Origin of the sequence: Pseudomonas sp. AK181 (genome assembly GCF_051122975.1) — a bacterium.
Taxonomy (GTDB): Bacteria; Pseudomonadota; Gammaproteobacteria; order Pseudomonadales; family Pseudomonadaceae; genus Aquipseudomonas; species Aquipseudomonas lactis.
The window spans coordinates 229,394-253,886 of sequence record NZ_CP146348.1; the positions used below are offsets into that span (position 1 = coordinate 229,394).

Genomic DNA, 24,493 nt, shown 5'->3' on the forward strand with positions numbered 1-24,493 from the left:
GAAGCTGGTAGACTCCGCCGCCATTATGATCCGACTTCAAAGCCTAACATTACAGCGTGGCCCGCAACGTCTTCTTGAAGACGCCGAGCTGACCCTGCACGCCGGTCACAAAGCCGGCCTGATCGGTGCCAACGGCGCCGGCAAATCCACGTTGTTCGCCTTGTTGCTGGGTGAGCTGACCCCGGACTCCGGGGACTGCCTGCTGCCGGCCGACTGGCGCATTGCCCATATGCGCCAGGAGATCGACACCCTGGACCGCATCGCCATCGACTACGTGCTCGATGGCGACCTGCGCCTGCGCCAGGTACAACACGACCTTGCCGAAGCCGAAAAAGCCCAGGACGGTGCCGCCCAGGCGCGCCTGCACTCGGAGTTGGACAGCGCCGACGGCTACACCGCCGATGCCCGCGCTCGCAAGATGCTTGCCGGCCTTGGGTTTACCAACGAGCAGATGGACCGTCCGGTCGCCGACTTCTCCGGCGGCTGGCGCATGCGCCTGAACCTGGCCCAAGCGCTGATGTGCCCCTCGGACCTGCTACTGCTCGACGAACCGACCAACCACTTGGACCTCGATGCGATCCTGTGGCTGGAAGACTTCCTCAAAAGTTACCAGGGCACCTTGCTGTTGATCTCCCACGACCGGGATTTCCTCGACGCCGTGGTCGATAACATCGCCCATGTCGAACAGAAGAAAATCACCCTTTACCGTGGCGGCTATACCGCGTTCGAACGCGCTCGCGCCGAACGCCTGGCCCAGCAGCAACAGGCCTTTGAAAAGCAACAGGCGCAACGTGCGCACATGGAAAGCTACATCGCCAGGTTCAAGGCCCAGGCCACCAAGGCCCGTCAGGCGCAGAGCCGGATCAAGGCCCTGGAACGCATGGAAGAGCTGTCGGCGGCCCACGTCGATTCGCCGTTCGACTTTGTATTCCGTGAGTCGGTGAAGATCTCCAGCCCGCTGTTGGACCTCTCGGACGCTCGACTGGGCTACGGCGAAAAAACCATCCTGGAGAAGGTCACGCTGCAGCTCACGCCGGGCGCCCGCATCGGTTTGCTCGGCCCGAACGGCGCCGGCAAGTCGACACTGATCAAGAACCTCTCGGGTGAGCTTGAGCCGCTGGCCGGCCGCCTCACCCGGGGCGAGAACACGGTGGTGGGTTACTTCGCCCAGCACCAACTGGACTCGCTGGACGCCAAGGCCAGCCCGCTGTTGCACCTGCAACGCCTGGCGCCAGCCGAGCGCGAGCAGACCCTGCGCGACTTCCTCGGCGGTTTCGACTTCCGTGGCGCGCGCATCGACGAGCCCGTGCTGAATTTCTCCGGTGGCGAAAAAGCCCGACTGGCCCTGGCTCTGATCGCGTGGGATCGCCCGAACCTGTTGCTGCTCGACGAACCGACCAACCACCTGGACCTGGAGATGCGCCTGGCGCTGACCATGGCCCTGCAGGAGTTCAGTGGTGCGGTATTGGTGGTGTCTCACGACCGTCACCTGCTCAAGAGCACCACCGACAACTTCCTGCTGGTGGCCGACGGCAAGGTCGAAGAGTTCGACGGCGACCTGGACGACTACGCGCGCTGGCTGACCGAATACCGCCTGCGCAACGCGCCGGCCAGCAACACGCCGGTCAACCCGGACAAGACCGACAAGAAAGCCCAGCGCCAGGCCGCCGCCGCGCTGCGCCAGCAGTTGGCACCGCACAAGCGCGAAGCCGACAAGCTGGAAGCCGAGCTGGGCAAGGTGCATGAGCGCCTGGCCAAGATCGAAGCCAGCCTGGGCGACAGCGCCGTCTACGAGGCGTCGCGCAAGGATGAACTGCGTGACCTGCTGGCCGAACAGGCCAAGCTCAAGGTGCGCGAGGGGCAATTGGAGGAAACCTGGATGGAGGCCCTCGAATTGCTCGAAACCCTGCAAGCGCAGCTGGAGGCGCTGTCCTGATGGAAGCGCTGCAATTACCGGTACCGGTGCAATGGATCGAACCCATCTGGATTGGCGTGCAAATCCTGCTGATCCTGCTGGCTGGCTACCTGGCCCAGCGCTTCGTCGCCAAAGGCCTTACGCGCCTGGGCGAGCGCTACCCGTTCCCGCCGCAATTGCTGATGCCCCTGCGCGGCGGCTTGCGCTGGCTGATCATGGGCAGTGCGTTGATCTTTGTGTTGGGCCGCCTGGGTGTGTCTGCCACGGTGTTGTGGACGGCCCTGTCGGGCTTTGTCGCGGTGGCGGCCGTGGCGTTCTTCGCCATGTGGTCGGTGCTGTCCAACCTGCTGTGCGCGATCCTGATCTTTACCGTCGGGCCGTTTCGCCTGGGTGATATCGTCGAGTTGGTGGACACCGTCGACAAGCCGGGCGTGAAGGGCCGCGTCGTGGCGATCAACTTGCTCTACACCACGCTGATCGAAGTCGAGGAAGCCGGGACCAACAGCGCGATGGTGCAGGTGCCCAATAGCCTGTTCTTCCAGCGTTCGGTACGCCGCTGGCCCGGCTCTGGCACCAATATCCTGTAGGAGCGAGCTTGCTCGCGAAGAACCTGAGAGCGCCGCGTTCATCCAGTTTGCCCGCGTTATCGTTGACGTTCTTCGCGAGCAAGCTCGCTCCTACAGAAATCTATAGCCAGCCTTTGGTCGCTGGAGTTAGCTTAAGGCACAACCGCTAACTCCCTTACGAGGTGTGCAATGGCTCTCGATACATGGCTGGCCTTTTTCCTCGCCAGTTGGATCATCTCCCTTTCCCCTGGCGCCGGCGCCATCGCCTCGATGTCCAGCGGCCTGCAGTATGGTTTTGTGCGTGGCTACTGGAACGCCATCGGCCTGCAACTGGGCCTGGCGATGCAGATTGCCGTGGTCGCCGGTGGTTTGGGGGCCATTCTGGCGGCGTCGTCTACCGCGTTCTATGCGATCAAATGGTTCGGCGTGGCCTACCTCGTGTACCTGGCCATCAAGCAATGGCGCGCCTTGCCCATGGACATGACCGATGACGCCGCCGTGCGCCCCATCGGCAAACCGATGGCGATGATGTTCCGCGGCTTTCTGGTCAACGCCAGCAACCCCAAGGCGCTGGTGTTCATGCTGGCGGTGCTGCCGCAGTTCGTGAACCCGCAGGCGCCGTTGTTGGTCCAGTACCTGATACTCGGTGCAACCATGATCAGCGTCGATATGATCGTGATGGCGGGCTACACAGGGTTGGCGTCGAAAGTCTTGCGCCTGTTGCGTACGCCTAAACAGCAGAAACGTGTAAACCGCACCTTTGCTGGCTTGTTTGTTGGCGCTGCCGGTTTCCTTGCCAGCCTGCATCGCGCCACGGCCTGACCAAGCGACTGGACCAAAAATGTGGGAGCGGGCTTGCTTGCGAATGCGGTGTGTCAGTCAAAGGAAATAGTGACTGAAGCACCGCATTCGCGAGCAAGCCCGCTCCCACACTCGTTTTGTAGTGATATGAAATAACACCTTGAGTCGAATCCATTAAAGCTCAACAATAGTGTTACTTCGTATTTCCACTTGAGATTCATTCATGACCGCCCCTTTCCGCTTTCTCGCCTGGCTGCTGTTGCCGGCGTTGCTGTCGTGCAGCTTCAATCTGTCGGCCGCGACCGCCGAGGGCGCGCCACAAGCCCTGCATTTGCTGGACTACATTGGCGCCGACTACCCACCCACGGTGGAGGCGGGCAAGGTGGTGGATGACTCGGAATACCGTGAACAAGTGGAATTTCTCGGGGTGTTGCAGGGGCTGGTGGCGGATTTGCCAGACAAACCCGAGCGCGCTGAGCTGATAAAGGGCGTTGATGAACTGCTGGCCGCAGTTACTGCCCACCAGGACGGCGCGAGCGTTGCCCGCCAGGCCCGTCAATTGGGCGCCAAGCTGGCCGTGGCGTATGAAGTCAGCCAGGCTCCGGCCATCACGCCGGACCCGACCCGCGGCGCGCCGCTCTACGCCCAGCATTGTTCGGTGTGCCATGGCACGGCAGGTGCCGGCGATGGCCCCGCAGGCATGGGCATGACCCCGCCACCCGCTAACCTGCGCGATGCCACGCGCCTGGATCGCCTGAGCCTCTACGCGATCTACAACACCCTCGGCCTGGGCGTCGAAGGCACCGACATGCCATCGTTCGCTGACCAACTGGACGACCGCCAGCGCTGGGACCTGGCAACCTATATCGCCGGCTTCACGGCCAACCCGGCCGCCGCCAAAGGCGAGCAGACGTTCAACCTCGCCGACCTGGCCCGCCAAACCCCCAATGAAGTGCTCGCCGCTGGCGGCCCTGGCGCTGCGGCTACGTTCCGCGCCCAGCGTGCACAGCCGCCGCAGGTTCAGCGCGGCCCCGCGCAGTTGCTCGATTACACCGCCGCCACCCTGGACAAGAGCCTCGCGGCCTTCCGCAACGGCGACCACGAGCAGGCTTACGATCTATCCGTCGCGGCCTACCTGGAAGGCTTCGAACTGGTGGAAAGCTCCCTGGATAACGTCGATGCCAATGTGCGCAAAGACACCGAGAAGGCCCTGATGGCTTATCGGCAATCGTTGCAGGACGGTTTGCCTATCGAGCAGGTGCAGCAGCGCCTGGATGTGGCCAAGGGCAAACTCACTGAATCCGCTGGCTTGCTGGGCGGCGATGGCCTGAGCTGGTCGTTGAGCTATATCTCCGGCCTGCTGATCCTGCTGCGTGAAGGCCTGGAAGCGATTCTGGTGCTGGCAGCGATCCTCGCCTTCCTGCGTAACACCGGCCAGCAATCGGCAGTGCGCAGCGTCAACCTCGGCTGGGGCCTGGCGCTGTTGGCAGGCTTGGCCACGTGGGCCTTGGCGGCCTATGTCATCGACGTCAGCGGTGCCCAGCGTGAATTGCTCGAAGGCTGCACGGCGTTGTTCGCCAGTGTGATGGTGTTGTGGCTTGGTGTGTGGATGCACGACCGGCGTCACGCGGCAGCCTGGCAGGACTACATCAAGAGCAGCCTGGTGGGCGGCGGTGGGCGTTTCGGTTTTGCCGTGCTGGCGTTCTTCTCGGTGTACCGCGAACTGTTCGAAGTGATCCTGTTCTACGAAACCCTGTGGCTGCAGGCCGGCCCTGCCGGGCACAACGCGGTGCTGGCCGGTGGTGCCACGGCGCTGGTGCTGCTGGTGGGCCTGGCGTGGGTGATCCTGCGCGGTTCGGCGAAGCTGCCCCTGGCGCTGTTCTTCGGCATCAACGCCGCGTTGCTGTGTGCGCTGTCGGTGGTGTTCGCCGGGCACGGTGTGAAGGCCTTGCAGGAAGCGGGCATCTTCGGCACGCGGCCAGTGGCGTTCTTTGACTTCGACTGGCTGGGCATCCACGCCGATGCGTATTCGCTGGGCGCGCAGGCCATGGCGATCCTGGCGATTGTGGTGTTGTATGGCCGTAGCCGCCTGACCGAAAAGCGCCGGGTGGCGGCGTAGCATGCGGGTGTGGATCGACGCCGACGCCTGCCCTCGGGCGGCCAAGGACCAAGTGGTGAAGTTCGCCCTCAAGCGCCAGTTTGAGGTGGTGCTGGTGGCAGGACAAAGCCAGATCAAGCCCAGCTTTGCCTGTGTGAAGTTGATTGTGGTGCCCAGCGGGCCGGATGCCGCCGATGATTACCTGGTGGAGCACGCCGTGCCCGGCGAACTGGTGATTTGCAGCGACGTGCCCTTGGCCGACCGCCTGGTGAAGAAGGGCGTCACGGCCCTTGACCCGCGTGGCAAGGAATTCAGCCCGGCGAACATGAGCGAGCGGTTGGCGGTGCGTAACCTGTTCACCGACCTGCGCGAGCAAGGCCAGATGGGCGGCGGCCCACCGCCCCACGGCGAAAAGGACAAGCAGGCGTTTGCCAATGCACTGGACCGAATCCTCACCCGCTTGATGAAGCCTCTGTAGCGAGCTTGCTCGCGAAAAACGTCAACGATAACGCGGGCACTCTGGATGAACGCGGCGTTTTCAGGTTCTTCGCGAGCAAGCTCGCTCCTACAGAAAGAGGGCGTCAGTCGTTCTCGTGAGTCAACTCCAATACCCGATCCACCAACTTGTTGATGCCCGACGCCACCTCGCTGATGTTCTTGCCCAGCATATAGGCCGGCGTACTCACCAGCTTGCGCGCCGGGTCCTCGACGATGTCCTCCACGGTGCATTCGACGTGGGTGGCGCCCATCTTGTCCAGGGCTGCGGCAGTGTCGGCGTCGTTGCCGATGGTGCAGGTCACGCCAGGGCCGTAGATCTTGGCGGCCAGGGCCGGCGAGATGCAGATCAACCCCACCGGCTTGCCCGCTTCGGCAAAGGCTTCAGCCAGCGCCAGCACCTGCGGGTTGATGCTGCAGCCGGCGCCTTCCACGGCAAAGTTAGACAGGTTCTTGGCCGCGCCAAAACCGCCCGGCACGATCAGCGCATCAAAGTCCGCGGCGTTGGCTTGGCCAATATCCTTCACGGCGCCACGGGCGATGCGCGCCGATTCCACCAGCACATTGCGCGACTCGGGCATTTCTTCGCCCGTGAGATGGTTGATCACGTGCAACTGCGCTACGTCGGGTGCAAAGCATTCCACTTGAGCGCCGCGCTGATCCAGGCGCAGCAGGGTGATCACGCTTTCATGGATCTCTGCGCCGTCGTACACGCCACAGCCGGAAAGGATCACTGCAATCTTTTTGCTCATGGGCATTTCTCCTGATTCATGGCGTTAAATGTCTACTAATTTGTAACCTGTTGCCAATGGGATCTCACGTCGCTGCACCTAATCTTGATGTAACAAAAATAGACCGGACTAGCCCATGGACTTTGTGCCTTACGCAGTACCGTTTTTTATTGCCCTGATTGTGGTGGAGTTGTTGGCCGACCGTTGGCGTGGCGTGCGCAACTACCGAGTGGCGGATGCCATCAACAGCCTCAGCACCGGTGTGCTGTCCACCACCACCGGCTTGCTCACCAAGGGCGTGGGCCTGCTGACCTACGCGTTCGCCCTCAAGCACCTGGCACTGTTCGAGTTGCCGGCCCAGAGTGCCTGGACCTGGGTATTCGCCTTTGTGTTCTATGACTTTTGCTACTACTGGCTGCACCGTATGGGCCATGAGCGCAACATCCTGTGGGCCGCGCATTCGGTGCATCACCAGAGCGAGGACTACAACCTCAGCACTGCCTTGCGCCAGACCAGCACTGGTTTCCTGCTGAGTTGGATCTTCTACCTGCCGCTGGCGGTGGCCGGCGTGCCGCTGGTGGTGTTTATCAGTGTGGCCTCGCTCAACCTGCTGTATCAATTCTGGGTCCATACACGTCATGTTCCCAAGCTCGGCTGGTTCGAATGGTTTTTCGTCACGCCGTCCAATCATCGGGCCCACCATGCACAGAACGCTCTCTACATGGATCGCAACTACGGCGGGGTGTTCATTATTTGGGACCGGCTGTTCGGCACCTTCCAGGAGGAAGACGATAACGAGCCGGTGATTTTCGGCGTGACCACACCCCTGGCCAGCTGGAACCCGCTGTGGGCTAACCTGCAGTTTTATGCGCAGCTCTGGAGTGACGCCCGGCGTACTGAGCGTTGGTGGGACAAGCTGCGCATCTGGTTCATGCGCACCGGCTGGCGCCCGGCGGACGTCAAGGCCCAGTACCCGATCGCCAAGCCGGACCTGAGCCAGTTCCGCAAGTTCGAGGTGCCGCTGGACGTGCGCCAACAGGTCTACATCGCCTTGCAGTTTGCGGCTTATGTGGGGTTTGGCAGCTATCTGATGAATGTCGGTGAGAGGTTGCCCACCTCGGCGCTGGTCCTCGGTTGGGGCACGATGGCGCTGGGGCTGTTTACACTGGGCGTGGCACTGGAGAATCGCCCATGGACGTTGAAGGCCGAACTGGCACGCCTGGCGTTGAATGTGCCGTTGGTATGGCTGGCGCCGCTGGTGGGGTTGTGGCCCGCCAGCAACCTGGGCTGGCTGGGCCTGGCGAGCTACAGCCTGCTCAGCATTATCGGCCTCTACTGTTGCAGAAGCCGGCTTACTCGGTTGGCGTCTTAGGCGTTTCGACCGGGGCTGGCTCGTTGGTCAGCCGAGCCTTGGCCTCGGCACAGGCTTGGCGGGCAATGCGGGCATTCTTGAAGCGGCGTCTCAGCCACAGGCCAAAGCCCAGCACCAGCAAGGCGCCCAGTACCCATAGCTCGTATTTCTTGACGCTGCCAAGCATGCCTTCCAGCACCGCGCCAAAGTGATAGGCCGCAGCCCCCAGTGCCGCGGCCCAGATCGCCGCGCCAATACCGTTGAGAACCAGGTAGCGCAACGGTGGATAGCCAGACAAGCCAATCGCCACGGGCATCACCGTGCGCAAGCCGTAGACGAAGCGGAAACTCAATACCCAGATATCCGGATGCTTGCGGATATGTTCCAGTGCCTTGTCGCCCATCAACTGCCAGCGCGGCTTGCGCGCCAGCAACTTGCGGCCGTGCTTGCGCCCCATGTAGTACCAGAGCTGGTCGCCGGCGTAGCTGCCAAAAAAGGCAACGACCACCACCAGGTTGATATCCATGTAGCCACGGAACGCCAGGAAGCCTGCGAGTACCAGGATGGTCTCGCCTTCGAAGAACGTGCCGAGAAAAAGGGCAAAGTAGCCGAAGTCATGCAGAAATTGTTGAAGCATGGTCAAGGGTGCTGGCGAAATGAACGCGCAGCCTACGCCTTCACGAAGATTCATGAAAGTATCGAGATGTGTCACGAAGTGAACAATTCCTACGCAAATGACGAATGGGACTACAGGTCGCGTCGATAAGCACAACTGTCATTCATTCGTCATAATGGCCGCTTATAACTGCAACGCTCGCCCGTAAACACGGGCTCAGGAGTCTGTCGTGAGCTTTACCCCTGCCAATCGCCTGTTCCCCGCCACCCGTCTGCGTCGCAATCGTCGTGATGATTTTTCTCGTCGCCTGGTACGTGAAAATGTACTGACCACGAATGATCTGATCCTGCCGGTTTTCGTGCTTGACGGTGAAAATCGTCGGGAAGCGGTGGCGTCGATGCCGGGTGTGGAGCGTCTGACCATTGACCTGTTGCTTGAAGAGGCGGCGAATTGGGTCGAGTTGGGCATTCCGGCGTTGGCGCTGTTTCCAGTGACTCCGGCCGAACTCAAGTCCCTGGACGCCGCCGAAGCCTGGAACCCCGAGGGGATTGCCCAGCGTGCCACCCGTGCCCTGCGCGAGCGCTTCCCGGAACTGGGTGTGATCACTGACGTGGCGCTGGACCCTTTCACCACTCACGGCCAGGATGGCATTCTTGACGAAGAAGGTTATGTTCAGAACGACATCACCGTCGATGCTCTGGTCAAGCAGGCGTTGTCCCACGCCGCGGCAGGCGCCCAGGTGGTTGCACCGTCGGACATGATGGACGGGCGCATCCAGGCGATTCGCGAAGCCCTTGAGCTGGCTGGCCACGTCAATGTACGAATCATGGCCTACTCGGCCAAATACGCCAGCGCCTACTACGGCCCATTCCGCGATGCGGTAGGCTCGGCGCTGAACCTGGGCAAGGCCAACAAGGCCTCGTACCAGATGGACCCGGCCAACAGCCAAGAGGCCCTGCACGAAGTGGCCGCCGACCTGGCCGAAGGCGCCGATATGGTGATGGTCAAGCCAGGGATGCCCTACCTGGACATTCTTTACCGGGTCAAAGAGGAATTCAAAGTGCCGACCTTTGTCTATCAGGTCAGCGGTGAATACGCCATGCACATGGCGGCAATCCAGAATGGTTGGTTGAGTGAAGGGGTGATCCTCGAATCCCTGACTGCCTTTAAACGTGCCGGCGCTGATGGCATTCTGACCTACTTCGCCGCCCGCGCCGCCCAATTGCTTAGAGAGCAACAATAGCCCTCACAGGAACACTCGATGAATACCGAAGGACTCTCAGAAGTTGCCGTAAAAGACGCTCACCCGGTGGTTGAACAAGTCGCCGAAACCCCGCCGGAGCTGGAGCCTGCACCGCCTGCGGTGGTGGCTGAAGCACCTGCGCCGGCGCCGGTGCCCTTGGTCACCAACCTGGATGACAGCAGCCTGTACATCCACCGCGAGTTGTCACAACTGCAATTCAACATCCGCGTGCTCGAGCAGGCGCTGGATGAGTCCTACCCCTTGCTGGAGCGGCTGAAATTCCTGCTGATCTTCTCCAGCAACCTGGACGAGTTCTTCGAGATCCGTGTTGCCGGCCTCAAGAAGCAGATCACCTTCGCCCGTGAACAAGCCGGTGCCGACGGTCTGCAACCGCATCAGGCCCTGGCGCGCATCAGTGAGCTGGTGCACGGCCATGTGGACCGCCAGTACGCGATCCTCAACGATATCCTGCTGCCGGAACTGGAAAAGCATCAGGTCCGCTTCATTCGTCGTCGTCACTGGACCGCCAAGATCAAGACCTGGGTGCGCCGTTACTTCCGGGACGAGATTTCGCCGATCATCACGCCTATCGGCCTCGACCCGACGCACCCGTTCCCCTTGCTGGTGAACAAGAGCCTCAACTTCATCGTCGAGCTTGAAGGTATCGACGCCTTTGGCCGCGACTCGGGCCTGGCGATCATCCCGGCGCCGCGGCTGTTGCCTCGGATCATCAAGGTACCGGAGGAGGTGGGGGGCGCTGGCGACAACTATGTATTCCTGTCGTCGATGATCCACGCGCACGCCGATGACCTGTTCCAGGGCATGAAGGTCAAGGGCTGCTACCAGTTCCGCCTGACCCGTAACGCTGACCTGGCGCTGGACTCAGAAGACGTCGAAGACTTGGCCCGTGCCCTGCGTGGCGAGCTGTTCTCGCGGCGCTACGGCGACGCGGTGCGCCTGGAAGTGGCGGACACCTGCCCCAAACACCTGTCGGACTACCTGCTCAAGCAGTTCAACCTGGCCGAATCCGAGCTGTACCAGGTCAACGGCCCCGTGAACCTGACGCGCCTGTTCAGCATCACCGGCTTGGACAGCCACCCGGAGTTGCAATACAAGCCGTTCACCCCGCAGATCCCGAAACTTTTGCAAAACAGCGAGAACATCTTCAGCGTGGTGAGCAAGCAGGACATCCTGCTGCTGCACCCCTTCGAGTCGTTCACCCCGGTGGTCGACCTGTTGCGCCAGGCCGCCAAAGACCCGCATGTGCTGGCCGTGCGCCAGACCCTGTACCGCAGCGGCGCCAACTCGGAAATCGTCGATGCGCTGGTGGATGCGGCGCGTAACGGCAAGGAAGTCACCGCGGTGATCGAGCTGCGTGCGCGTTTTGACGAGGAGTCCAACCTGCAACTGGCCAGCCGCCTGCAAGCGGCCGGTGCGGTGGTGATCTACGGCGTGGTCGGCTTCAAGACCCACGCCAAGATGATGCTGATCCTGCGCCGTGAAGCCGGTGAGATCGTGCGCTACGCCCACTTGGGTACCGGCAACTATCACGCCGGCAACGCCAAGCTCTACACCGACTACAGCTTGCTGACGTCCGACGACGCGCTGTGCGAAGACGTCGGCAAGTTGTTCAGTCAGTTGATCGGCATGGGCAAGACCCTGCGCATGAAGAAACTGCTGCACGCGCCGTTCACGCTCAAGAAGGGCATGCTCGACATGATTGCCCGCGAGACCCAGTTTGCCCTCGACGGCAAGCCTGCGCACATCATCGCCAAGTTCAACTCGCTGACCGATCCGAAGATCATCCGCGCGTTGTACAAGGCCAGCCAGTCCGGTGTGCGCATTGACCTGGTGGTACGTGGCATGTGCTGCCTGCGCCCCGGCATTGTGGGCGTGTCGCATAACATCCACGTGCGCTCGATCATTGGCCGCTTCCTGGAGCACACCCGCGTGTTCTACTTCCTCAACGGTGGCGAAGAGCAGATGTTCCTCTCCAGCGCCGACTGGATGGAGCGCAACCTCGACAAGCGCGTGGAGACCTGCTTCCCGGTGGAAGGCAAGAAGTTGATCATGCGGGTCAAGAAGGAGCTGGAAAGCTACCTGACCGACAACACCCACAGCTGGAGCCTGCAGTCGGATGGGCGCTACGTGCGTAACACCCCGACCGGCAACCAGAACCCGCGCAGCGCGCAGGCGACGTTGTTGGAGAAGTTGGGTAGCCCGATTCTTGCGGTGAACTAAAACCCAGCTCAGTCAAAAAGTGGGAGGGGGCTTGCCCGCGATAGCGGTGGGTCAGCCAAAGATGCATTGGCTGACACTCCGTCATCGCGGGCAAGCCCGCTCCCACATTTGTTTTGCAGAATGCTTTTAGATTTGCTTTAGCGCAGGTTCAGGCTGAACCCCACCCGCGTCAGCCATTCCGCTTCCTGGGCGAAGTCCGCCTGGGTCAGCTGGTTTTCATCCAGCCAGCCTTTGGGGAACATCACTTCCAGGCTGTCGCCATCGGCGTGCAGTTTGACCTGGGGCATTTCCTGGGTGCCACGGATGTGGTGGAACAGGATTGCAAAGCGCAACAGCGCACACAGACGGATCAACTTGATGCCGTCTTTACCGAATTCGGCAAACTTGTCCTTGGGAATATTGCGACGATGGCCGCGCACCAACAGCGCAAGCATCTGCTGGTCTTCCCGCGAGAAACCGGCCAGGTCCGAGTGTTCGATCAGGTAGGCGCCGTGCTTGTGGTAATGGTAGTGGGCGATGTCCAGGCCCACTTCGTGCACCTTGGCTGCCCAGCCCAACAGCTCGCGCCAGACGCCGTCTTCCAGGTCCCAGTCCTCGGCCACCTGGTCGAAGGCGTGCAAGGCTTTGCGCTCCACACGGGCGGCTTGTTCCAGGTCAACGTGATAACGCTCCATCAGCGAGCTGAGGGTGCGCTCGCGCACGTCTTCATGGTGATGACGGCCCAGCAGGTCGTAGAGCACACCTTCGCGCAGGGCGCCGTCACAGTGGTCCATGCGTTGCAGTTCAAGGGCGTCGAAGATGGCTTCGAGAATCGCCAGGCCCGCAGGGAAAATGGCGCGACGGTCGGGCTTGATGCCGTCGAAGTCGATTTTCTCTGCATCCCCCAGCTTGAACAGCTTGCGCTTGAGCCACGCCAGGCCTTCGGCGTTCACCTCGCCGGTGCCATGACCGCCGGCTTTCAAGGCCAGGCCAATGGCACGGATGGTGCCGGACGAGCCGATGGCTTCATCCCAGGTCAGGCGGTGCAGGGCATGTTCGATGCTCATGATTTCCAGGCGCGCTGCGGTGTAAGCCTGGGCGTAGCGCGCCGGGGTGATCTTGCCATCCTTGAAATAACGCTGGGTGAAACTCACGCACCCCATCTGCAGGCTTTCACGCAGCAGTGGTTCGAAACGCTGGCCGATGATGAACTCGGTGCTACCGCCGCCGATGTCGGCCACCAGGCGTTTGCCGGGCGTATCGGCCAGGGTGTGGGACACGCCGAGGTAGATCAGGCGCGCCTCTTCACGGCCCGAGATGACTTCCACCGGATGCCCGAGGATTTCCTCGGCGCGATGGATGAATTCGTTGCGGTTGCGCGCTTCGCGCAAGGCGTTGGTGCCAACGATACGTACCGCGCCAGGCGGCATACCGTTGATCAGTTGCGCGAAACGCTTGAGGCAATCGAGCCCGCGCTGCATGGATTCTTCATTGAGCTTGCGCTCGTCGTCGATCCCGGCGGCCAGTTGCACTTTCTCGCCGAGCCGCTCAAGGATGCGGATCTCGCCGTTCTGGGCCTTGGCCACGACCATATGAAAGCTGTTGGAGCCCAGGTCGATGGCGGCGATCAAGGACAGATTCTTGGCTTGGGATTGCGGCATGGTTTGGGGATCTCGGTCGATAACCTTGCCATCGTGCCACGATCGACCGCTGACGCCAACGCGTTGTGCTTCGGTAATTGGGTCGATGCTGTCTGTAGGGAAATCTCTGAGAAGTGTAGGGCAGCTTCGTAAGCTTTAAGCGAATAGGTGCTCCGATACTGTAAGACGTTTTAACTGTATATCGTCGTAAGTTGTGTATGACATTGCCTACAGTGATCGGGATCATAGATCATGCAATTTCAGCGATAGGACTACTTTGCTGATGGATTAAAGCCGTTGCCTAATTTAATAGAACCCACAGTAAATACCGCGTTGTCTGATTTTTTTGCCAAGCACCAAGGCGCCAGACTGTCATTCGGCAATTCTGCCTGGGTGTTATTTATTTATAGTTTTGTGTTACGGAAGATAAAGCGTTGAGCGACGGAGTCGCAAAAACCAAAATAAAGAGCGCCTGTTAATTCCAAATGACAGGACGAGCATGAAAAAAATTATTGGATTAACCGTCGGTATGGCGTGCCTGGCTGCGACCCTCAATGCCCAGGCAACCACCAGTGCACAGTTGGTTGTCAGGGGCACGATTACACCGGCTGCCTGCAACCTCAGCCTGGCAGGCAGTGGCATCATCGACTACGGCACGATTCGCTCGGGTGAGTTGTCCCGCACGGCATTCAATCCGCGTGAAGAGAGGACCACTTCGCTGGTGATCAATTGCGGCACCACGCCTGCCAGGTTCGGGCTCACGTTTACTGATCTGCAAGCGGGCAGCAAGGTGACGGGCATCCTCGGCGCGGGCTTCACCGAAGCACAGAACTATGGTTTGGGTATGGTGGGCGCTCGGCGTACCGGTGGCTATTCGGTCACGCTCAGGGACCTCAGGTCTTCCGGTACGACGCTGTTTCCAATCATGCGCACCGGTTTCGGGGCCTGGTACAACAGCGATGGCAAAATTGCGCAGTCGCCCAGCCAGTATTCCTGGCGTAATGGCGTGAGTATTACCCCTGCCGCTATTAGCCAGTTGACCGGCACGCTTGCGGTGAAAGCGGTGATCAACAAAGCTCAGGACCTGGATTTAAGTCGCGACATTTCCATTGATGGGCGCGCCACGCTTGTATTGAGTTACATCTAACTAACTGAAAACAGCCGATTAGGAAACTGACCCTTTCTCATTGGCTGTTTTTCTATGGGCGCGTGATTGCCAATCGTCAACGGCATGAGTTGAGGGGAATACCGAGTGCGTGGTTTTTTAATAAGTTGTGCGCTGCTGTGGCATCTTTTTTTCAGTGCTGTTGCCGCCGCCGACGGTATGTTGCCGGAAACAACAGTGGTGGTGCTTTATGAGGAAGACGGCGAAGCCACCTTGAGTATCAAGAACACCGATGCGGGGCCGGCACTGTTGCATTCCGTTGTTGAGAATGTGCCTGAAGACCTGGAGCCGCTACTGATTGTCACACCGCCTGTCACCCGTGTGGAGGCGGGGGATACGCAGCTTGTGCGCTTTATCAGCACCTTGAAACAGCCGCTCAAGACCCAGCGGCTCAAGCGCGTGTCGTTCGAGGGCATTCCCCAGGCGCGTGCTGCCGGTGGTGCGACCATCGGCATCACCCTGCGACAGAATTTGCCGCTGATCCTGCACCCCCAAGGCCTGCCGCGTCACCACACGCCCTGGGAACTGTTGACGTGGAAGCGCGTCGGCGACCGGCTCAGCGTCCACAACGACAGCGCCTATGTAGTGCGCCTGGCGCCGGATGTGCAACTGCTGCCACAAGGCACACTGGCGACATTGCCGCGCACTTACATTTTGCCAGGTGAGGCATTGGTGGCGAAGGGCGAAGATCCGTTGGGCAATGTGGCTCAAGTAGAGATCCAGCCCGCCACGGTCTACGGGTTTTCGGTAGACAACTACCGAGCGCCGGTCATCACCGATGAGGGTTGATCGGTTCATGATGATTCGCTCTAGGCGTGGCATTGCGGGTAATTCCTGGCCCGGTCGATCCACGTTGTTCATCAGTTTTGCGGCGCTCTGGAGTTTGCCTGGTATCGCGACCGCGCTGGAACTCGGTGAAGGGTTTGAGCTGGCGGCCCTCACCACCCACGGCATAGACCCCAAGGTTGCCGATTACTTTCGCAGTGCGGCGCGCTTTCGCGAAGGTGTCCAGGTGGTGGGGTTACGGGTCAATGGCAATCCGCTTGGGCTGGTGGATGCTCAGTTTGGTCCACAGGGGGAATTATGTTTCACCCCTGGTTTACTGGAGAAAGCCGGGCTGGTTAAACCCGGCGCAATCTTGCAGCCAGGCGCCGGGCCAGGCCAGGCCTGTCATGATTTTCTCGGCGCATTTCCCGCCACGATGGTGCGCCTGCGTCCCGGTACCGACGAAGTGGTGCTGGTGGTGCCGACCCAGGCCTTGCGCGAACCCGAGTGGGAAAGCGGAAATTTTTCCCAGGGCGGCGCGGCAGCGTTGTTCAACTATGACGTGCTGGGTTACGACAGCCATTCGCGCAGCGGACCCAGCCGGTTCGTGTCGGCCCACACTGAAGCGGGTTTCAACCTCGACGATTGGATTGTCCGCAGCCGCCAGTTCTATGTGTCGGACAACGGCCAGGCCCGTACCGAACACTTGCACGCTTATGCCCAGCGGGATATCGCCGCGTTGCGTTCGACGTTCCAGGCAGGCCAGCTCTCCAGTAATAACCCGCTGTTTGGCGGGATCCAACTGTCTGGCGTGCAGTTTTCCCCCGATGGGCAGTCCAGGACACCCGCAGGCGGCAATATCGCAGTGGTCGAGGGGTTGGCCCAAAGCCAATCGCGGGTCGAGATACGCCAGTCCGGTGTGTTGGTCCACAGTACGTTGGTACCTGAAGGACCGTTCCGGCTGACGGGCTTGCCCCTGCTCAACGCCACCAGCGACCTTGAGGTCAGCGTGATTGATGTGCGGGGCGCCAAGCGCAGTTTCGTGGTACCGGCGGCATCATTCGCGGGGGCTGCCCCGGCGGCGCCTGGTTACTATTTATCGGTGGGCGAACTGCGCAGAACGGCGGGTGAGGAAGGGCCATCCCCGGTGATCGCCATGGGCAGTGGCACTTGGGGCCTGGGGAGTCATTCGTCTGCGGGTTTTGGCTTGTTGAATACCGATGACTATTGGGCGGCAGGGGGCACCCTGAGCAGCGTGTTTTTCCAGCGGGTTTCTGTCAACGCACGCCATAACCTGTCCCGAGATAGCCAGAAGGCCGTGTCCGGCTCACGCAGCAGCCTGTCACTGAGCACACGGGTCGGGGCCAATATCGACGTCAACCTCAGCGCCACCACCCAGACGCGTGGTTATCGCGAAGTCACGGAGGTGGGCCAGTCGCTCAGAGCCGATGATCTCAATTCGCACTTCAAAAACCAGTACACCGCAGGCGTGAGCTGGGCCGAACCCACGCTGGGCGTATTTTCTTTGAATTACACCCGCAGCGCGCAATTGGGCGGGCAAACCAGCGAGCATGTGTTTGCCTCATGGAACAAGTCGTTCGGCCGGGCCGATGTGGCGCTGATCGCTGACTCCCAAGTGGGCGGCTCACGGGCTCGCCGTGACGCCAACTATGCCGGTAGCCGGCGTGATCGTGCGATAGATAACGACGTGTCCCTGCGGTTGCAGGTCAGCGTGCCGCTGGGCGGCGATCGCCGTGTGAGCAGCTACACCAGCCGCCGTGGGGAGCAATTTACCGCCGGTACTGCACTGAGCGAACGGGTCAACGAGTATGTGAACTACGAAGTGGCGGTGGAGCGAGACATGCGGGCCCGCGAGCAATCGTTGCGTGGGCAAGTGGACGTGTTGCCACGCTATGCACGAGTGGGCCTGGGCGTCAGCCGCGACCCGTTGGGTAGCAGCTACACAGGTCAGTTGCAGGGCGGCGTGGTGGCTCACGAAGGCGGGCTGACCTTTTCGCCGTACGGCGTGCAGGACACGTTCGGCATCGTCTCGGTCGGCGATATCGGCTCGGCGAAAGTCGAGACGCCACAAGGCCCGGTATGGACCGACTTCAACGGCCAGGCGGTGATCGCCGGCTTGCCGGCCTACACCAACAGCCGCGTCCAGGTACAGACCCCTTCGTTGCCCAAGCAGGTAGACCTGAAAAACGGCACCCAGGTCATTGCGGCGGGCCGAGGCTCATTCAATCACGTGGATTTTGACGTGGTGAAAGTGCGCCGGATGCTGGTGACCGCCAACGATCAGCACGGCCGGCCATTGCCTCAGGGCGCCTCGGTGTTCGGCAAGGGCAACCGCTTTGTCACCAGCGTGGTGGGCGAGGGCATGATTTTTCTCAACGACGTCTCCGAGTCGCAAAACCTGAGGGTTTCATTGCCGGACTCTTCCACTTGCCTGTTGCACATCGACCCCGAGGCCAAGCCTGACAATGACAAATTCTATGAAGCTGCATCGGCGGTATGCCAGGGTGGTTAAGCGTACCAGCCTGCCCTTGGCGCTCTCATGCATGCTGCTGGCAACGCTCGATGCGCAAGCTGAAAATTGTCGGCTATCGCTGAGCCCGCCGCGCATCGACTATGGCGCAATACGCCGGGATGCAGTGGTCGAAAACGCCACTGTGGTGCTGGCCACTCGCACGTTCAACCTGACTGTGCTCTGCGTTGAGCCGGCGGTAATGGCCCTGCGTTTTGTCGCAGCGCCTGCCGATGGGCAAGGATTTCGGTTTGGTCGTGAGGGGCGTTTTCGCTTGCGTCTCAAGCATGCCCAGGTCGACGGGCGAGCTGTCGGCTGGGTGTCTGCTCAAGCGCCTGACGAGTCGGCCAATGGCCAGCTATTACCTGGCCAGGCCTTGGTTGCGCGCGGCGCAGGTGTGCCGGTGGCAGGGCGGCGATTCACCGCCCAGGTCGATCTCGACACCGAACTGCCCTTCGAGGCGTTGATGGTACGCGGGGAGGCCCACCTCGAAGGGATGGGCAGTTTCGAACTGATCAGCCAGGCTGTTCCACCGAGCCAATGAAGTTGGCGAGCTCAACTGTTTGCGGGTTGGCGAACAACACCTTCGGGTCACCGGTTTCATGCACCTTACCCTGGTGCATGAACACCAGCTTGTCGCCGACCTCACGGGCAAAACGCATTTCGTGAGTCACCATGATCAGCGTCATGCCGTCCTGGGCCAGTTGGCGCACCACGCTCAGCACTTCATTGACCAGTTCGGGGTCCAGGGCCGAGGTAATCTCATCGCACAGCAACACCTTGGGCGACATGGCCAGGGCGCGGGCAATAGCGACGCGCTGTTGCTGGCCGCCGGACAAACGATCGGGAAAGGCGTCGAACTTCTCGCCCAGCCCCACCCGGTCCAGCATCTGCCGGGCCAGTTCGGCAGCCTTGGCTTTGGGCACTTTCTGCACCACTTGCGGCGCCAGCATCACGTTCTCGCCCACGGTCAGGTGCGGGAACAGGTTGAATTGCTGGAAGACCATGCCGACCTTCTGCCGCAGGCTGCGCAGGTCGGCGCGGGCGGCGTCGAGGTATTCGCCATCGACTTCGATGACGCCGTCGTTGATCGACTCCAGGCCATTGAGGGTGCGCAGCAAGGTGGACTTACCCGAGCCGCTGCGGCCGATGATCGCCACCACCTGGCCTTCGTCCACCGTCAGGTCGATGCCCTTGAGTACGTGGTGATCGCCGTAATACTTATGTAGGGCAGAAATTCTAAGCAGAGGCATGCAGTCTCCTTTCCAGGTAGCGCGCACTGAGGGACAAGGGATAACAGAGCAAAAAGTAACCGAGGGCCACCAGGCCATAGACCATGAAGGGCTCAAAGGTGGCGTTGGCGAGCATGCCGCCCGTCTTGGTCAGTTCGGTGAAGCCGATGATCGAGGTCACGGCGGTGCCTTTGACCACCTGCACCGAAAAGCCCACCGTCGGCGCGACAGCAATACGTAATGCCTGGGGCAAGATCACATAGCGCAGTTGTTCAAACGGGTTGAGGGCCAGGCTGGCCGAGGCTTCCCACTGGCCGTGGGCAATGGAGTCGACGCAGCCGCGCCATATTTCAGCCAGGTAGGCGCTGGTAAACAGGGTCAAGGCAATCGCCGCTGCCAGCCAGGGCGATATGTCCACGCCAAGCAGGGCAACGCCGAAAAACACCAGGAACAGCTGCATCAGCAGGGGTGTGCCCTGGAACAGTTCGATATAGGTGCGGGCCATATTGCGTGGGAACGCTTTGCGGCTGATGCGCAGGGTCATCACCAGTAAGCCGATCAGGCCGCCGCCCACAAACGCCACCAATGACAGCAGCAGCGTCCATTGCAGGCCGGTAAGCAGGTTGCGCACGATGTCCCAGAACGAAAAATCACTCATCGACTGTTCCTCATCACGAACCTTCGGCCGATCCAGTTGAGCAATTGGCGAATCATCAGCGCCATGCACAGGTACACCAGGGTGGTCAGGGCATAGGTTTCAAAGGCACGGAAATTACGCGACTGGATAAAGTTGGCTGCAAAGCTCAGCTCTTCAGTCGCGATCTGCGAACACACCGCCGAACCGAGCATCACGATGATGATCTGGCTGCTCAGGGCCGGCCACACCTTGCCCAGGGCCGGTAGCAGCACCACATGGCGGAACGCCTCGAAGCGCGTCATTGCCAGCGCCGCGGCCGCCTCCAGTTGCCCGCGTGGGATGGCCTGGATACCGGCACGGATGATCTCGGTGGAGTAGGCCCCCAGGTTGATCACCATCGCCAGCACGGCGGCTTGCCATTCGGTGATTTTCAATCCCAGGGACGGTAGGCCGAAGAAGATAAAAAACAGTTGCACCAGGAACGGCGTGTTGCGGATCAACTCGACATACACCCCAAAGAACCACGCAAACGGCTGGATCTTCCACGCCCGTACCACCGCGCCGACAGTGCCCACGGCCACGCCGAGGATGGCGCCAATGGCCGTCAGCTCAAGGGTGAACAGCGCGCCGCGCATGAGCAGGTCGGTATTGGCCAGCACTGGCACAAAGTCGAATTGATAGGCCATCGTTGAGCTCCGCGTCAGAGGTCGGCAGGCAGCGGTTCTTTGAGCCACTGCATCGCGTTTTTTTCCAGGCTGCCGTCAGCCTTGGCTGCCACCAGGATCTGGTTGACCTTTTCCAGCAGCGCCGGCTCGTTCTTGTTCACGCCCACCTACACCGGCGAGTCCTTGAGTTTCACCTTCAGTGCCGGTACGCGTTTGGGGTTGCGTTCGCTGATGGCCACCATGACCACGTTGCCGCTGGCGATCAGGTCCACCTGGCCGGCAAGGTAGGCGGCGATGGTGGAGTTGTTGTCTTCAAAGCGCTTGATCGTGGCTTCCTTGGGCGCCACCGCGGTCAGTTCGATGTCCTCGATGGCGCCACGGGTTACGCTGATGGTCTTGCCCTTGAGGTCGTCGAGGCTGGCGATGGCGGCGTCAGGCGGCCCAAACACGGCAAGGTAGAACGGTGCGTAGGCGTTGGAAAAGTCGATGACCTTTGCGCGCTCGGGGTTCTTGCCCAGGCTGGAAATCACCAGGTCGACCTTGCCGGTGGTGAGGAACGGGATGCGGTTGGTGCTGTTCACCGGGGTGAGTTCCAGCTTGACCTTGAGTTGGTCGGCCAGCAGCTTGGCGGTGTCGATGTCCAGGCCGCGTGGCTTCATGTCCGGGCCCACCGAACCAAACGGCGGGAAGTCCTGGGGCACGGCAACCTTCAGGGTGCCACGGGCGACGATGTCATCCAGACCATTCGCCTGGGCGGGTGCCTGGCTCAGCATCAGGCTGGCAAACAGGGCAGTGAGCAGGGCGCTGTAGCGCTTGGTCATGGCAACTCTCCGAAAAAGGCGAAGGAATTTTCTGAGTTTGCCCAGTGCACAGCCCATGCCAGCACTGCTCGGATCGTCTGCAAGGCTGATGGTTGTTGAGGTGTACAGGTCTTACTGGTCTGAACAGTGGCCAGGGATTTCGCACCCTTTTCGAGCGTCGGCAAAAAACGGCGAGCCCCTTTGGGGCGTGGCTTGCAGCCAACCCTGAATAGTTTTACAACGGGTCACACCGCTATCGAGAACCCAGAGCTTTTTATGAATTCCATTGCCCAAGCCGTACCGGAAGCGGCCTTGCAGGCCATCCGCAAACTCATCAAGGAGCAAGGCTTCGGGCCGGGCGACGCGTTGCCGTCCCAGCGCGAACTGGCGCTGCAATTGGGGGTGAGCCGGGCGTCGTTGCGTGAGGCGCTGTCGTCCCTCAGCGCCTTGGGCGTGGTCAGCGTGCAGCCGGGCAAGGGCGTGTTCGTGCAGGACGTGCAAGAGGCGCCGGGGTTCGCCTGGCCCTTTGCGGCGCAGGCCACGCCGCCGGATATCTTCCAATTGCGCTACGCCTTGGAGGGGTTTGCGGCGGGCTTGGCAGCGGTGACACTAACCCTCGATGCACTGGACAGCCTGCAAGACAATGTTCAAGCCATGCGCAAAGTACTCAAGGCGGGTGACTTCGAAGCGGCTGCCCGCCTGGACTTCGAGTTTCACCAGCGCATTCTGCTGGCCAGCGGTAACCAGGCCATGGTGAGCATCCTCAGCGCCAGCGCCGAGGTGTTTCTGGAAAGTCAGAAGCTACCGTTCATCCGGCCGGAACGGGCCATGGAAACCTGGCAGGAACATCGCAGAATCCTGCGCGCCCTGGCCCGCCGCAGCAGTACGGCGGCGCAGAAAACCATGCAGGAACATATACGTAATGCAGCGTTGCGCACGGGCATTGCGTTCGTGACGCCCGCTACGCCGTGACGGGGTCATACCCACACTCATTCAAGTTCATAGCAAGACTCAATCAGACGCGGCTTCCTGAACAGGGGAAGGGCGGCTATGATGGGCAACGTTTTTTTTTGCTTACAATCCGGAGACATCCATGAGCAGCGATCTTATCAAACACGTTAGCGACGCTAGCTTCGAAGCTGACGTACTCAAGGCCGACGGTGCTGTACTGGTCGACTACTGGGCTGAGTGGTGTGGGCCATGCAAAATGATCGCTCCGGTTCTAGACGAAATCGCAGAGACTTACAAAGGCAAGCTGACCGTTGCCAAGCTGAATATCGACGAAAACCAGGAAACCCCGGCCAAGCATGGTGTGCGTGGTATCCCGACCCTCATGCTGTTCAAGAACGGCAATGTCGAAGCGACTAAAGTAGGCGCGCTGTCGAAGTCTCAGCTGCAAGCTTTCCTCGACGCGAACATCTAAGCGTCGTCAAAAAAGCCCCGCAATTTGCGGGGCTTTTTCGTAAAACAGGGCTAGACGCTCCGAAATCCAGGTGGTACATTCGGCCCCGCAGTGGTTTCTCCACTGCCCCCTGCAAGCCGTCGCCGACGCATTCCTTTTCGATTAGTACGCGATCCTGTCGCCTTCTCTGCGGCGCGGCCTCATTAAGCCAAAAGCTTAATTTCCCCCCTCCATAAATGATTACGTCATTCCTATATGAATCTGACTGAACTCAAGCAAAAGCCGATTACCGACCTGCTCCAACTGGCCGAAGAAATGGGCATAGAAAATATGGCCCGTTCGCGCAAGCAGGACGTGATTTTCTCCCTGCTCAAGAAGCACGCGAAAAGCGGCGAGGAAATCTCCGGTGATGGCGTGCTGGAGATTCTCCAGGACGGCTTCGGCTTCCTCCGCTCTGCAGACGCGTCCTATCTCGCCGGCCCAGACGATATCTACGTCTCGCCGAGCCAGATCCGTCGCTTCAACTTGCGCACCGGTGACACCATCGTTGGCAAGATCCGTCCTCCGAAGGAAGGTGAGCGTTACTTCGCCCTGCTCAAGGTCGACACGATCAACTTCGATCGCCCCGAGAACGCGAAAAACAAGATTCTCTTCGAGAACCTGACTCCGCTGTTCCCGACCGTGCGCATGAAGATGGAAGCCGGTAACGGCTCCACCGAAGACTTGACCGGCCGTGTGATCGACCTCTGCGCTCCAATCGGCAAAGGCCAGCGTGGCCTGATCGTCGCACCGCCGAAAGCCGGTAAGACCATCATGCTGCAGAACATCGCCGCGAACATTGCACGTAACAACCCTGAAGTTCATCTGATCGTGCTGTTGATCGATGAGCGTCCGGAAGAAGTGACCGAAATGCAGCGCACCGTGCGCGGCGAAGTGGTTGCCTCGACGTTCGATGAGCCGCCAACCCGTCACGTGCAGGTTGCCGAAATGGTGATCGAAAAGGCCAAGCGCCTGGTCGAGCACAAGAAAGACGTGGTGATCCTGCTCGACTCCATCACCCGTCTGGCTCGCGCCTACAACACCGTGATCCCGAGCTCCGGCAAGGTGCTGACCGGTGGTGTCGATGCCCACGCCCTGGAGAAACCAAAGCGTTTCTTCGGCGCTGCGCGCAACATCGAAGAAGGCGGCTCGCTGACCATTATCGCCACCGCGCTGGTTGAAACCGGCTCGAAGATGGACGAAGTGATCTACGAAGAGTTCAAGGGTACCGGCAACATGGAACTGCCTCTGGACCGTCGCATCGCTGAAAAGCGTGTGTTCCCTGCGATCAACATCAACCGCTCCGGCACCCGCCGCGAAGAGTTGCTGACCGCAGACGACGAACTGCAGCGTATGTGGATCCTGCGCAAGCTGCTGCACCCGATGGACGAAGTCGCTGCCATCGAGTTTCTGATCGACAAGCTGAAAACTACCAAGACCAACGACGAGTTCTTCTTGTCGATGAAACGTAAGTAAATACAGCGTTTCTGGTCCAAAAAAATGGCGCCCCCTCAGGGGGCGCCATTTTTTTTGCGTCGAGTTTGTGTGGTTTTTATGGCATAAGTATCAGTTAAGTAACAAA

Annotated in this window: 21 protein-coding genes and 1 pseudogene; 15 read left to right on the top strand and 7 right to left on the bottom strand. The window is 60.5% G+C overall.

All coding sequences use genetic code 11. From position 1 onward, the window contains the following. Positions 1-25 precede the first annotated feature (25 nt). The 5 genes from V8689_RS01030 (at position 26) to V8689_RS01050 (ending at position 5,858) form a co-directional block, all read left to right on the top strand. Positions 26-1,936: an ATP-binding cassette domain-containing protein gene (locus V8689_RS01030; RefSeq protein ID WP_056791032.1), complete on the top strand. Its 1,911-nt coding sequence runs from the start codon at positions 26-28 to the stop codon at positions 1,934-1,936. Continuing rightward, positions 1,936-2,502: a mechanosensitive ion channel family protein gene (locus V8689_RS01035; protein WP_003195372.1), complete on the top strand. Its 567-nt coding sequence runs from the start codon at positions 1,936-1,938 to the stop codon at positions 2,500-2,502. Before V8689_RS01030 ends, V8689_RS01035 begins: the two co-directional genes overlap by 1 nt. Before the next feature lie 168 nt (positions 2,503-2,670). Beyond that, on the top strand, positions 2,671-3,303 hold the full coding sequence (locus V8689_RS01040; protein WP_003195369.1) for a LysE family transporter: 633 nt from the start codon (positions 2,671-2,673) through the stop codon (positions 3,301-3,303). A gap of 202 nt (positions 3,304-3,505) precedes the next feature. Beyond that, positions 3,506-5,401 (top strand): FTR1 family protein, encoded by a 1,896-nt coding sequence (locus V8689_RS01045; protein WP_056791035.1) that lies wholly within the window; start codon positions 3,506-3,508, stop codon positions 5,399-5,401. Position 5,402: 1 nt separating this feature from the next. Then, on the top strand, positions 5,403-5,858 hold the full coding sequence (locus V8689_RS01050; RefSeq protein ID WP_032894581.1) for a YaiI/YqxD family protein: 456 nt from the start codon (positions 5,403-5,405) through the stop codon (positions 5,856-5,858). 103 nt (positions 5,859-5,961) lie between these two features. Here the strand turns inward: V8689_RS01050 and elbB are convergent, their stop codons facing one another. Next, a complete protein-coding gene (gene elbB, locus V8689_RS01055) occupies positions 5,962-6,627 on the bottom strand; it encodes an isoprenoid biosynthesis glyoxalase ElbB (protein ID WP_044269766.1) in 666 nt (221 codons plus the stop codon). A 115-nt stretch (positions 6,628-6,742) separates the two neighbouring features. On the opposite strand from elbB, the gene V8689_RS01060 reads away from it, so the two are divergent. Further along, positions 6,743-7,978: a sterol desaturase family protein gene (locus tag V8689_RS01060; protein WP_056791038.1), complete on the top strand. Its 1,236-nt coding sequence runs from the start codon at positions 6,743-6,745 to the stop codon at positions 7,976-7,978. Here the strand turns inward: V8689_RS01060 and V8689_RS01065 are convergent. Next, positions 7,959-8,594: a DedA family protein gene (locus V8689_RS01065; RefSeq protein ID WP_056791079.1), complete on the bottom strand. Its 636-nt coding sequence runs from the start codon at positions 8,592-8,594 to the stop codon at positions 7,959-7,961. The two genes, V8689_RS01060 and V8689_RS01065, sit on opposite strands and share 20 nt — an antisense overlap. A 208-nt stretch (positions 8,595-8,802) precedes the next feature. On the opposite strand from V8689_RS01065, the gene hemB reads away from it, so the two are divergent. Further along, positions 8,803-9,816, top strand: coding sequence for a porphobilinogen synthase (hemB, locus tag V8689_RS01070; RefSeq protein ID WP_056791040.1), 1,014 nt, complete (start codon positions 8,803-8,805; stop codon positions 9,814-9,816). 18 nt (positions 9,817-9,834) lie between these two features. Further along, positions 9,835-12,057 (top strand): polyphosphate kinase 1, encoded by a 2,223-nt coding sequence (gene ppk1, locus V8689_RS01075; protein WP_056791043.1) that lies wholly within the window; start codon positions 9,835-9,837, stop codon positions 12,055-12,057. 137 nt (positions 12,058-12,194) lie between these two features. Here ppk1 and ppx read toward each other — a convergent pair whose 3' ends face one another. Continuing rightward, entirely contained in the window at positions 12,195-13,697 is a 1,503-nt protein-coding gene (ppx, locus tag V8689_RS01080; RefSeq protein WP_003195352.1) for an exopolyphosphatase, read from the bottom strand. A gap of 478 nt (positions 13,698-14,175) precedes the next feature. Here ppx and V8689_RS01085 point away from each other — a divergent pair, with 478 nt between their 5' ends. From V8689_RS01085 to V8689_RS01100, 4 genes are all read left to right on the top strand, one after another. Beyond that, positions 14,176-14,823: a DUF1120 domain-containing protein gene (locus V8689_RS01085; RefSeq protein ID WP_056791046.1), complete on the top strand. Its 648-nt coding sequence runs from the start codon at positions 14,176-14,178 to the stop codon at positions 14,821-14,823. A 177-nt stretch (positions 14,824-15,000) separates the two neighbouring features. Further along, positions 15,001-15,630, top strand: coding sequence for a fimbria/pilus chaperone family protein (locus tag V8689_RS01090; RefSeq protein ID WP_056791049.1), 630 nt, complete (start codon positions 15,001-15,003; stop codon positions 15,628-15,630). A 7-nt stretch (positions 15,631-15,637) separates the two neighbouring features. Continuing rightward, positions 15,638-18,139, top strand: a complete 2,502-nt coding sequence (locus V8689_RS01095) for a fimbria/pilus outer membrane usher protein (protein WP_177343032.1) — start codon at positions 15,638-15,640, stop codon at positions 18,137-18,139. Positions 18,140-18,170: 31 nt separating this feature from the next. Beyond that, the gene (locus tag V8689_RS01100; RefSeq protein ID WP_056791051.1) at positions 18,171-18,680 is read left to right on the top strand and encodes a hypothetical protein; all 510 of its coding nucleotides are present in this window, start codon (positions 18,171-18,173) and stop codon (positions 18,678-18,680) included. Here the strand turns inward: V8689_RS01100 and V8689_RS01105 are convergent. The 4 genes and pseudogenes from V8689_RS01105 to V8689_RS01120 form a co-directional block, all read right to left on the bottom strand. Next, positions 18,652-19,389, bottom strand: a complete 738-nt coding sequence (locus tag V8689_RS01105) for an amino acid ABC transporter ATP-binding protein (protein WP_034134034.1) — start codon at positions 19,387-19,389, stop codon at positions 18,652-18,654. The two genes, V8689_RS01100 and V8689_RS01105, sit on opposite strands and share 29 nt — an antisense overlap. Then, positions 19,376-20,026 (bottom strand): amino acid ABC transporter permease, encoded by a 651-nt coding sequence (locus V8689_RS01110; RefSeq protein ID WP_003195341.1) that lies wholly within the window; start codon positions 20,024-20,026, stop codon positions 19,376-19,378. Before V8689_RS01110 ends, V8689_RS01105 begins: the two co-directional genes overlap by 14 nt. Further along, positions 20,023-20,691, bottom strand: coding sequence for an amino acid ABC transporter permease (locus tag V8689_RS01115; protein WP_056791054.1), 669 nt, complete (start codon positions 20,689-20,691; stop codon positions 20,023-20,025). The genes V8689_RS01110 and V8689_RS01115 overlap by 4 nt, the downstream gene beginning before the upstream one ends. A gap of 14 nt (positions 20,692-20,705) precedes the next feature. Then, positions 20,706-21,491 (bottom strand): annotated as a pseudogene (locus V8689_RS01120) (transporter substrate-binding domain-containing protein). 255 nt (positions 21,492-21,746) lie between these two features. On the opposite strand from V8689_RS01120, the gene V8689_RS01125 reads away from it, so the two are divergent. The 3 genes from V8689_RS01125 to rho all read left to right on the top strand — a co-directional run bounded on the left by V8689_RS01125 (position 21,747) and on the right by rho (position 24,387). Beyond that, a complete protein-coding gene (locus V8689_RS01125; RefSeq protein ID WP_056791056.1) occupies positions 21,747-22,442 on the top strand; it encodes a FadR/GntR family transcriptional regulator in 696 nt (231 codons plus the stop codon). 121 nt (positions 22,443-22,563) lie between these two features. Beyond that, positions 22,564-22,893, top strand: coding sequence for a thioredoxin TrxA (gene trxA / locus V8689_RS01130; RefSeq protein ID WP_056791059.1), 330 nt, complete (start codon positions 22,564-22,566; stop codon positions 22,891-22,893). Positions 22,894-23,127: 234 nt separating this feature from the next. Next, on the top strand, positions 23,128-24,387 hold the full coding sequence (gene rho, locus V8689_RS01135; RefSeq protein ID WP_003176825.1) for a transcription termination factor Rho: 1,260 nt from the start codon (positions 23,128-23,130) through the stop codon (positions 24,385-24,387). Positions 24,388-24,493 lie beyond the last annotated feature (106 nt).

Excerpts from the sequence above, each read along its gene's own strand:
- V8689_RS01125 (WP_056791056.1), top strand. The coding sequence starts at position 21,747 with ATGAATTCCATTGCCCAAGCCGTACCGGAAGCGGCCTTGCAGGCCATC.
- V8689_RS01060 (WP_056791038.1), top strand. The coding sequence starts at position 6,743 with ATGGACTTTGTGCCTTACGCAGTACCGTTTTTTATTGCCCTGATTGTG.
- ppk1 (WP_056791043.1), top strand. The coding sequence starts at position 9,835 with ATGAATACCGAAGGACTCTCAGAAGTTGCCGTAAAAGACGCTCACCCG.
- V8689_RS01035 (WP_003195372.1), top strand. The coding sequence starts at position 1,936 with ATGGAAGCGCTGCAATTACCGGTACCGGTGCAATGGATCGAACCCATC.
- V8689_RS01030 (WP_056791032.1), top strand. The coding sequence starts at position 26 with ATGATCCGACTTCAAAGCCTAACATTACAGCGTGGCCCGCAACGTCTT.
- V8689_RS01050 (WP_032894581.1), top strand. The coding sequence starts at position 5,403 with ATGCGGGTGTGGATCGACGCCGACGCCTGCCCTCGGGCGGCCAAGGAC.
- V8689_RS01040 (WP_003195369.1), top strand. The coding sequence starts at position 2,671 with ATGGCTCTCGATACATGGCTGGCCTTTTTCCTCGCCAGTTGGATCATC.
- elbB (WP_044269766.1), bottom strand. The coding sequence starts at position 6,627 with ATGAGCAAAAAGATTGCAGTGATCCTTTCCGGCTGTGGCGTGTACGAC.
- V8689_RS01095 (WP_177343032.1), top strand. The coding sequence starts at position 15,638 with ATGATGATTCGCTCTAGGCGTGGCATTGCGGGTAATTCCTGGCCCGGT.
- V8689_RS01045 (WP_056791035.1), top strand. The coding sequence starts at position 3,506 with ATGACCGCCCCTTTCCGCTTTCTCGCCTGGCTGCTGTTGCCGGCGTTG.
- ppx (WP_003195352.1), bottom strand. The coding sequence starts at position 13,697 with ATGCCGCAATCCCAAGCCAAGAATCTGTCCTTGATCGCCGCCATCGAC.
- V8689_RS01110 (WP_003195341.1), bottom strand. The coding sequence starts at position 20,026 with ATGAGTGATTTTTCGTTCTGGGACATCGTGCGCAACCTGCTTACCGGC.
- V8689_RS01105 (WP_034134034.1), bottom strand. The coding sequence starts at position 19,389 with ATGCCTCTGCTTAGAATTTCTGCCCTACATAAGTATTACGGCGATCAC.
- V8689_RS01090 (WP_056791049.1), top strand. The coding sequence starts at position 15,001 with ATGTTGCCGGAAACAACAGTGGTGGTGCTTTATGAGGAAGACGGCGAA.
- trxA (WP_056791059.1), top strand. The coding sequence starts at position 22,564 with ATGAGCAGCGATCTTATCAAACACGTTAGCGACGCTAGCTTCGAAGCT.
- V8689_RS01085 (WP_056791046.1), top strand. The coding sequence starts at position 14,176 with ATGAAAAAAATTATTGGATTAACCGTCGGTATGGCGTGCCTGGCTGCG.
- V8689_RS01115 (WP_056791054.1), bottom strand. The coding sequence starts at position 20,691 with ATGGCCTATCAATTCGACTTTGTGCCAGTGCTGGCCAATACCGACCTG.
- V8689_RS01100 (WP_056791051.1), top strand. The coding sequence starts at position 18,171 with ATGCTGCTGGCAACGCTCGATGCGCAAGCTGAAAATTGTCGGCTATCG.
- rho (WP_003176825.1), top strand. The coding sequence starts at position 23,128 with ATGAATCTGACTGAACTCAAGCAAAAGCCGATTACCGACCTGCTCCAA.
- V8689_RS01065 (WP_056791079.1), bottom strand. The coding sequence starts at position 8,594 with ATGCTTCAACAATTTCTGCATGACTTCGGCTACTTTGCCCTTTTTCTC.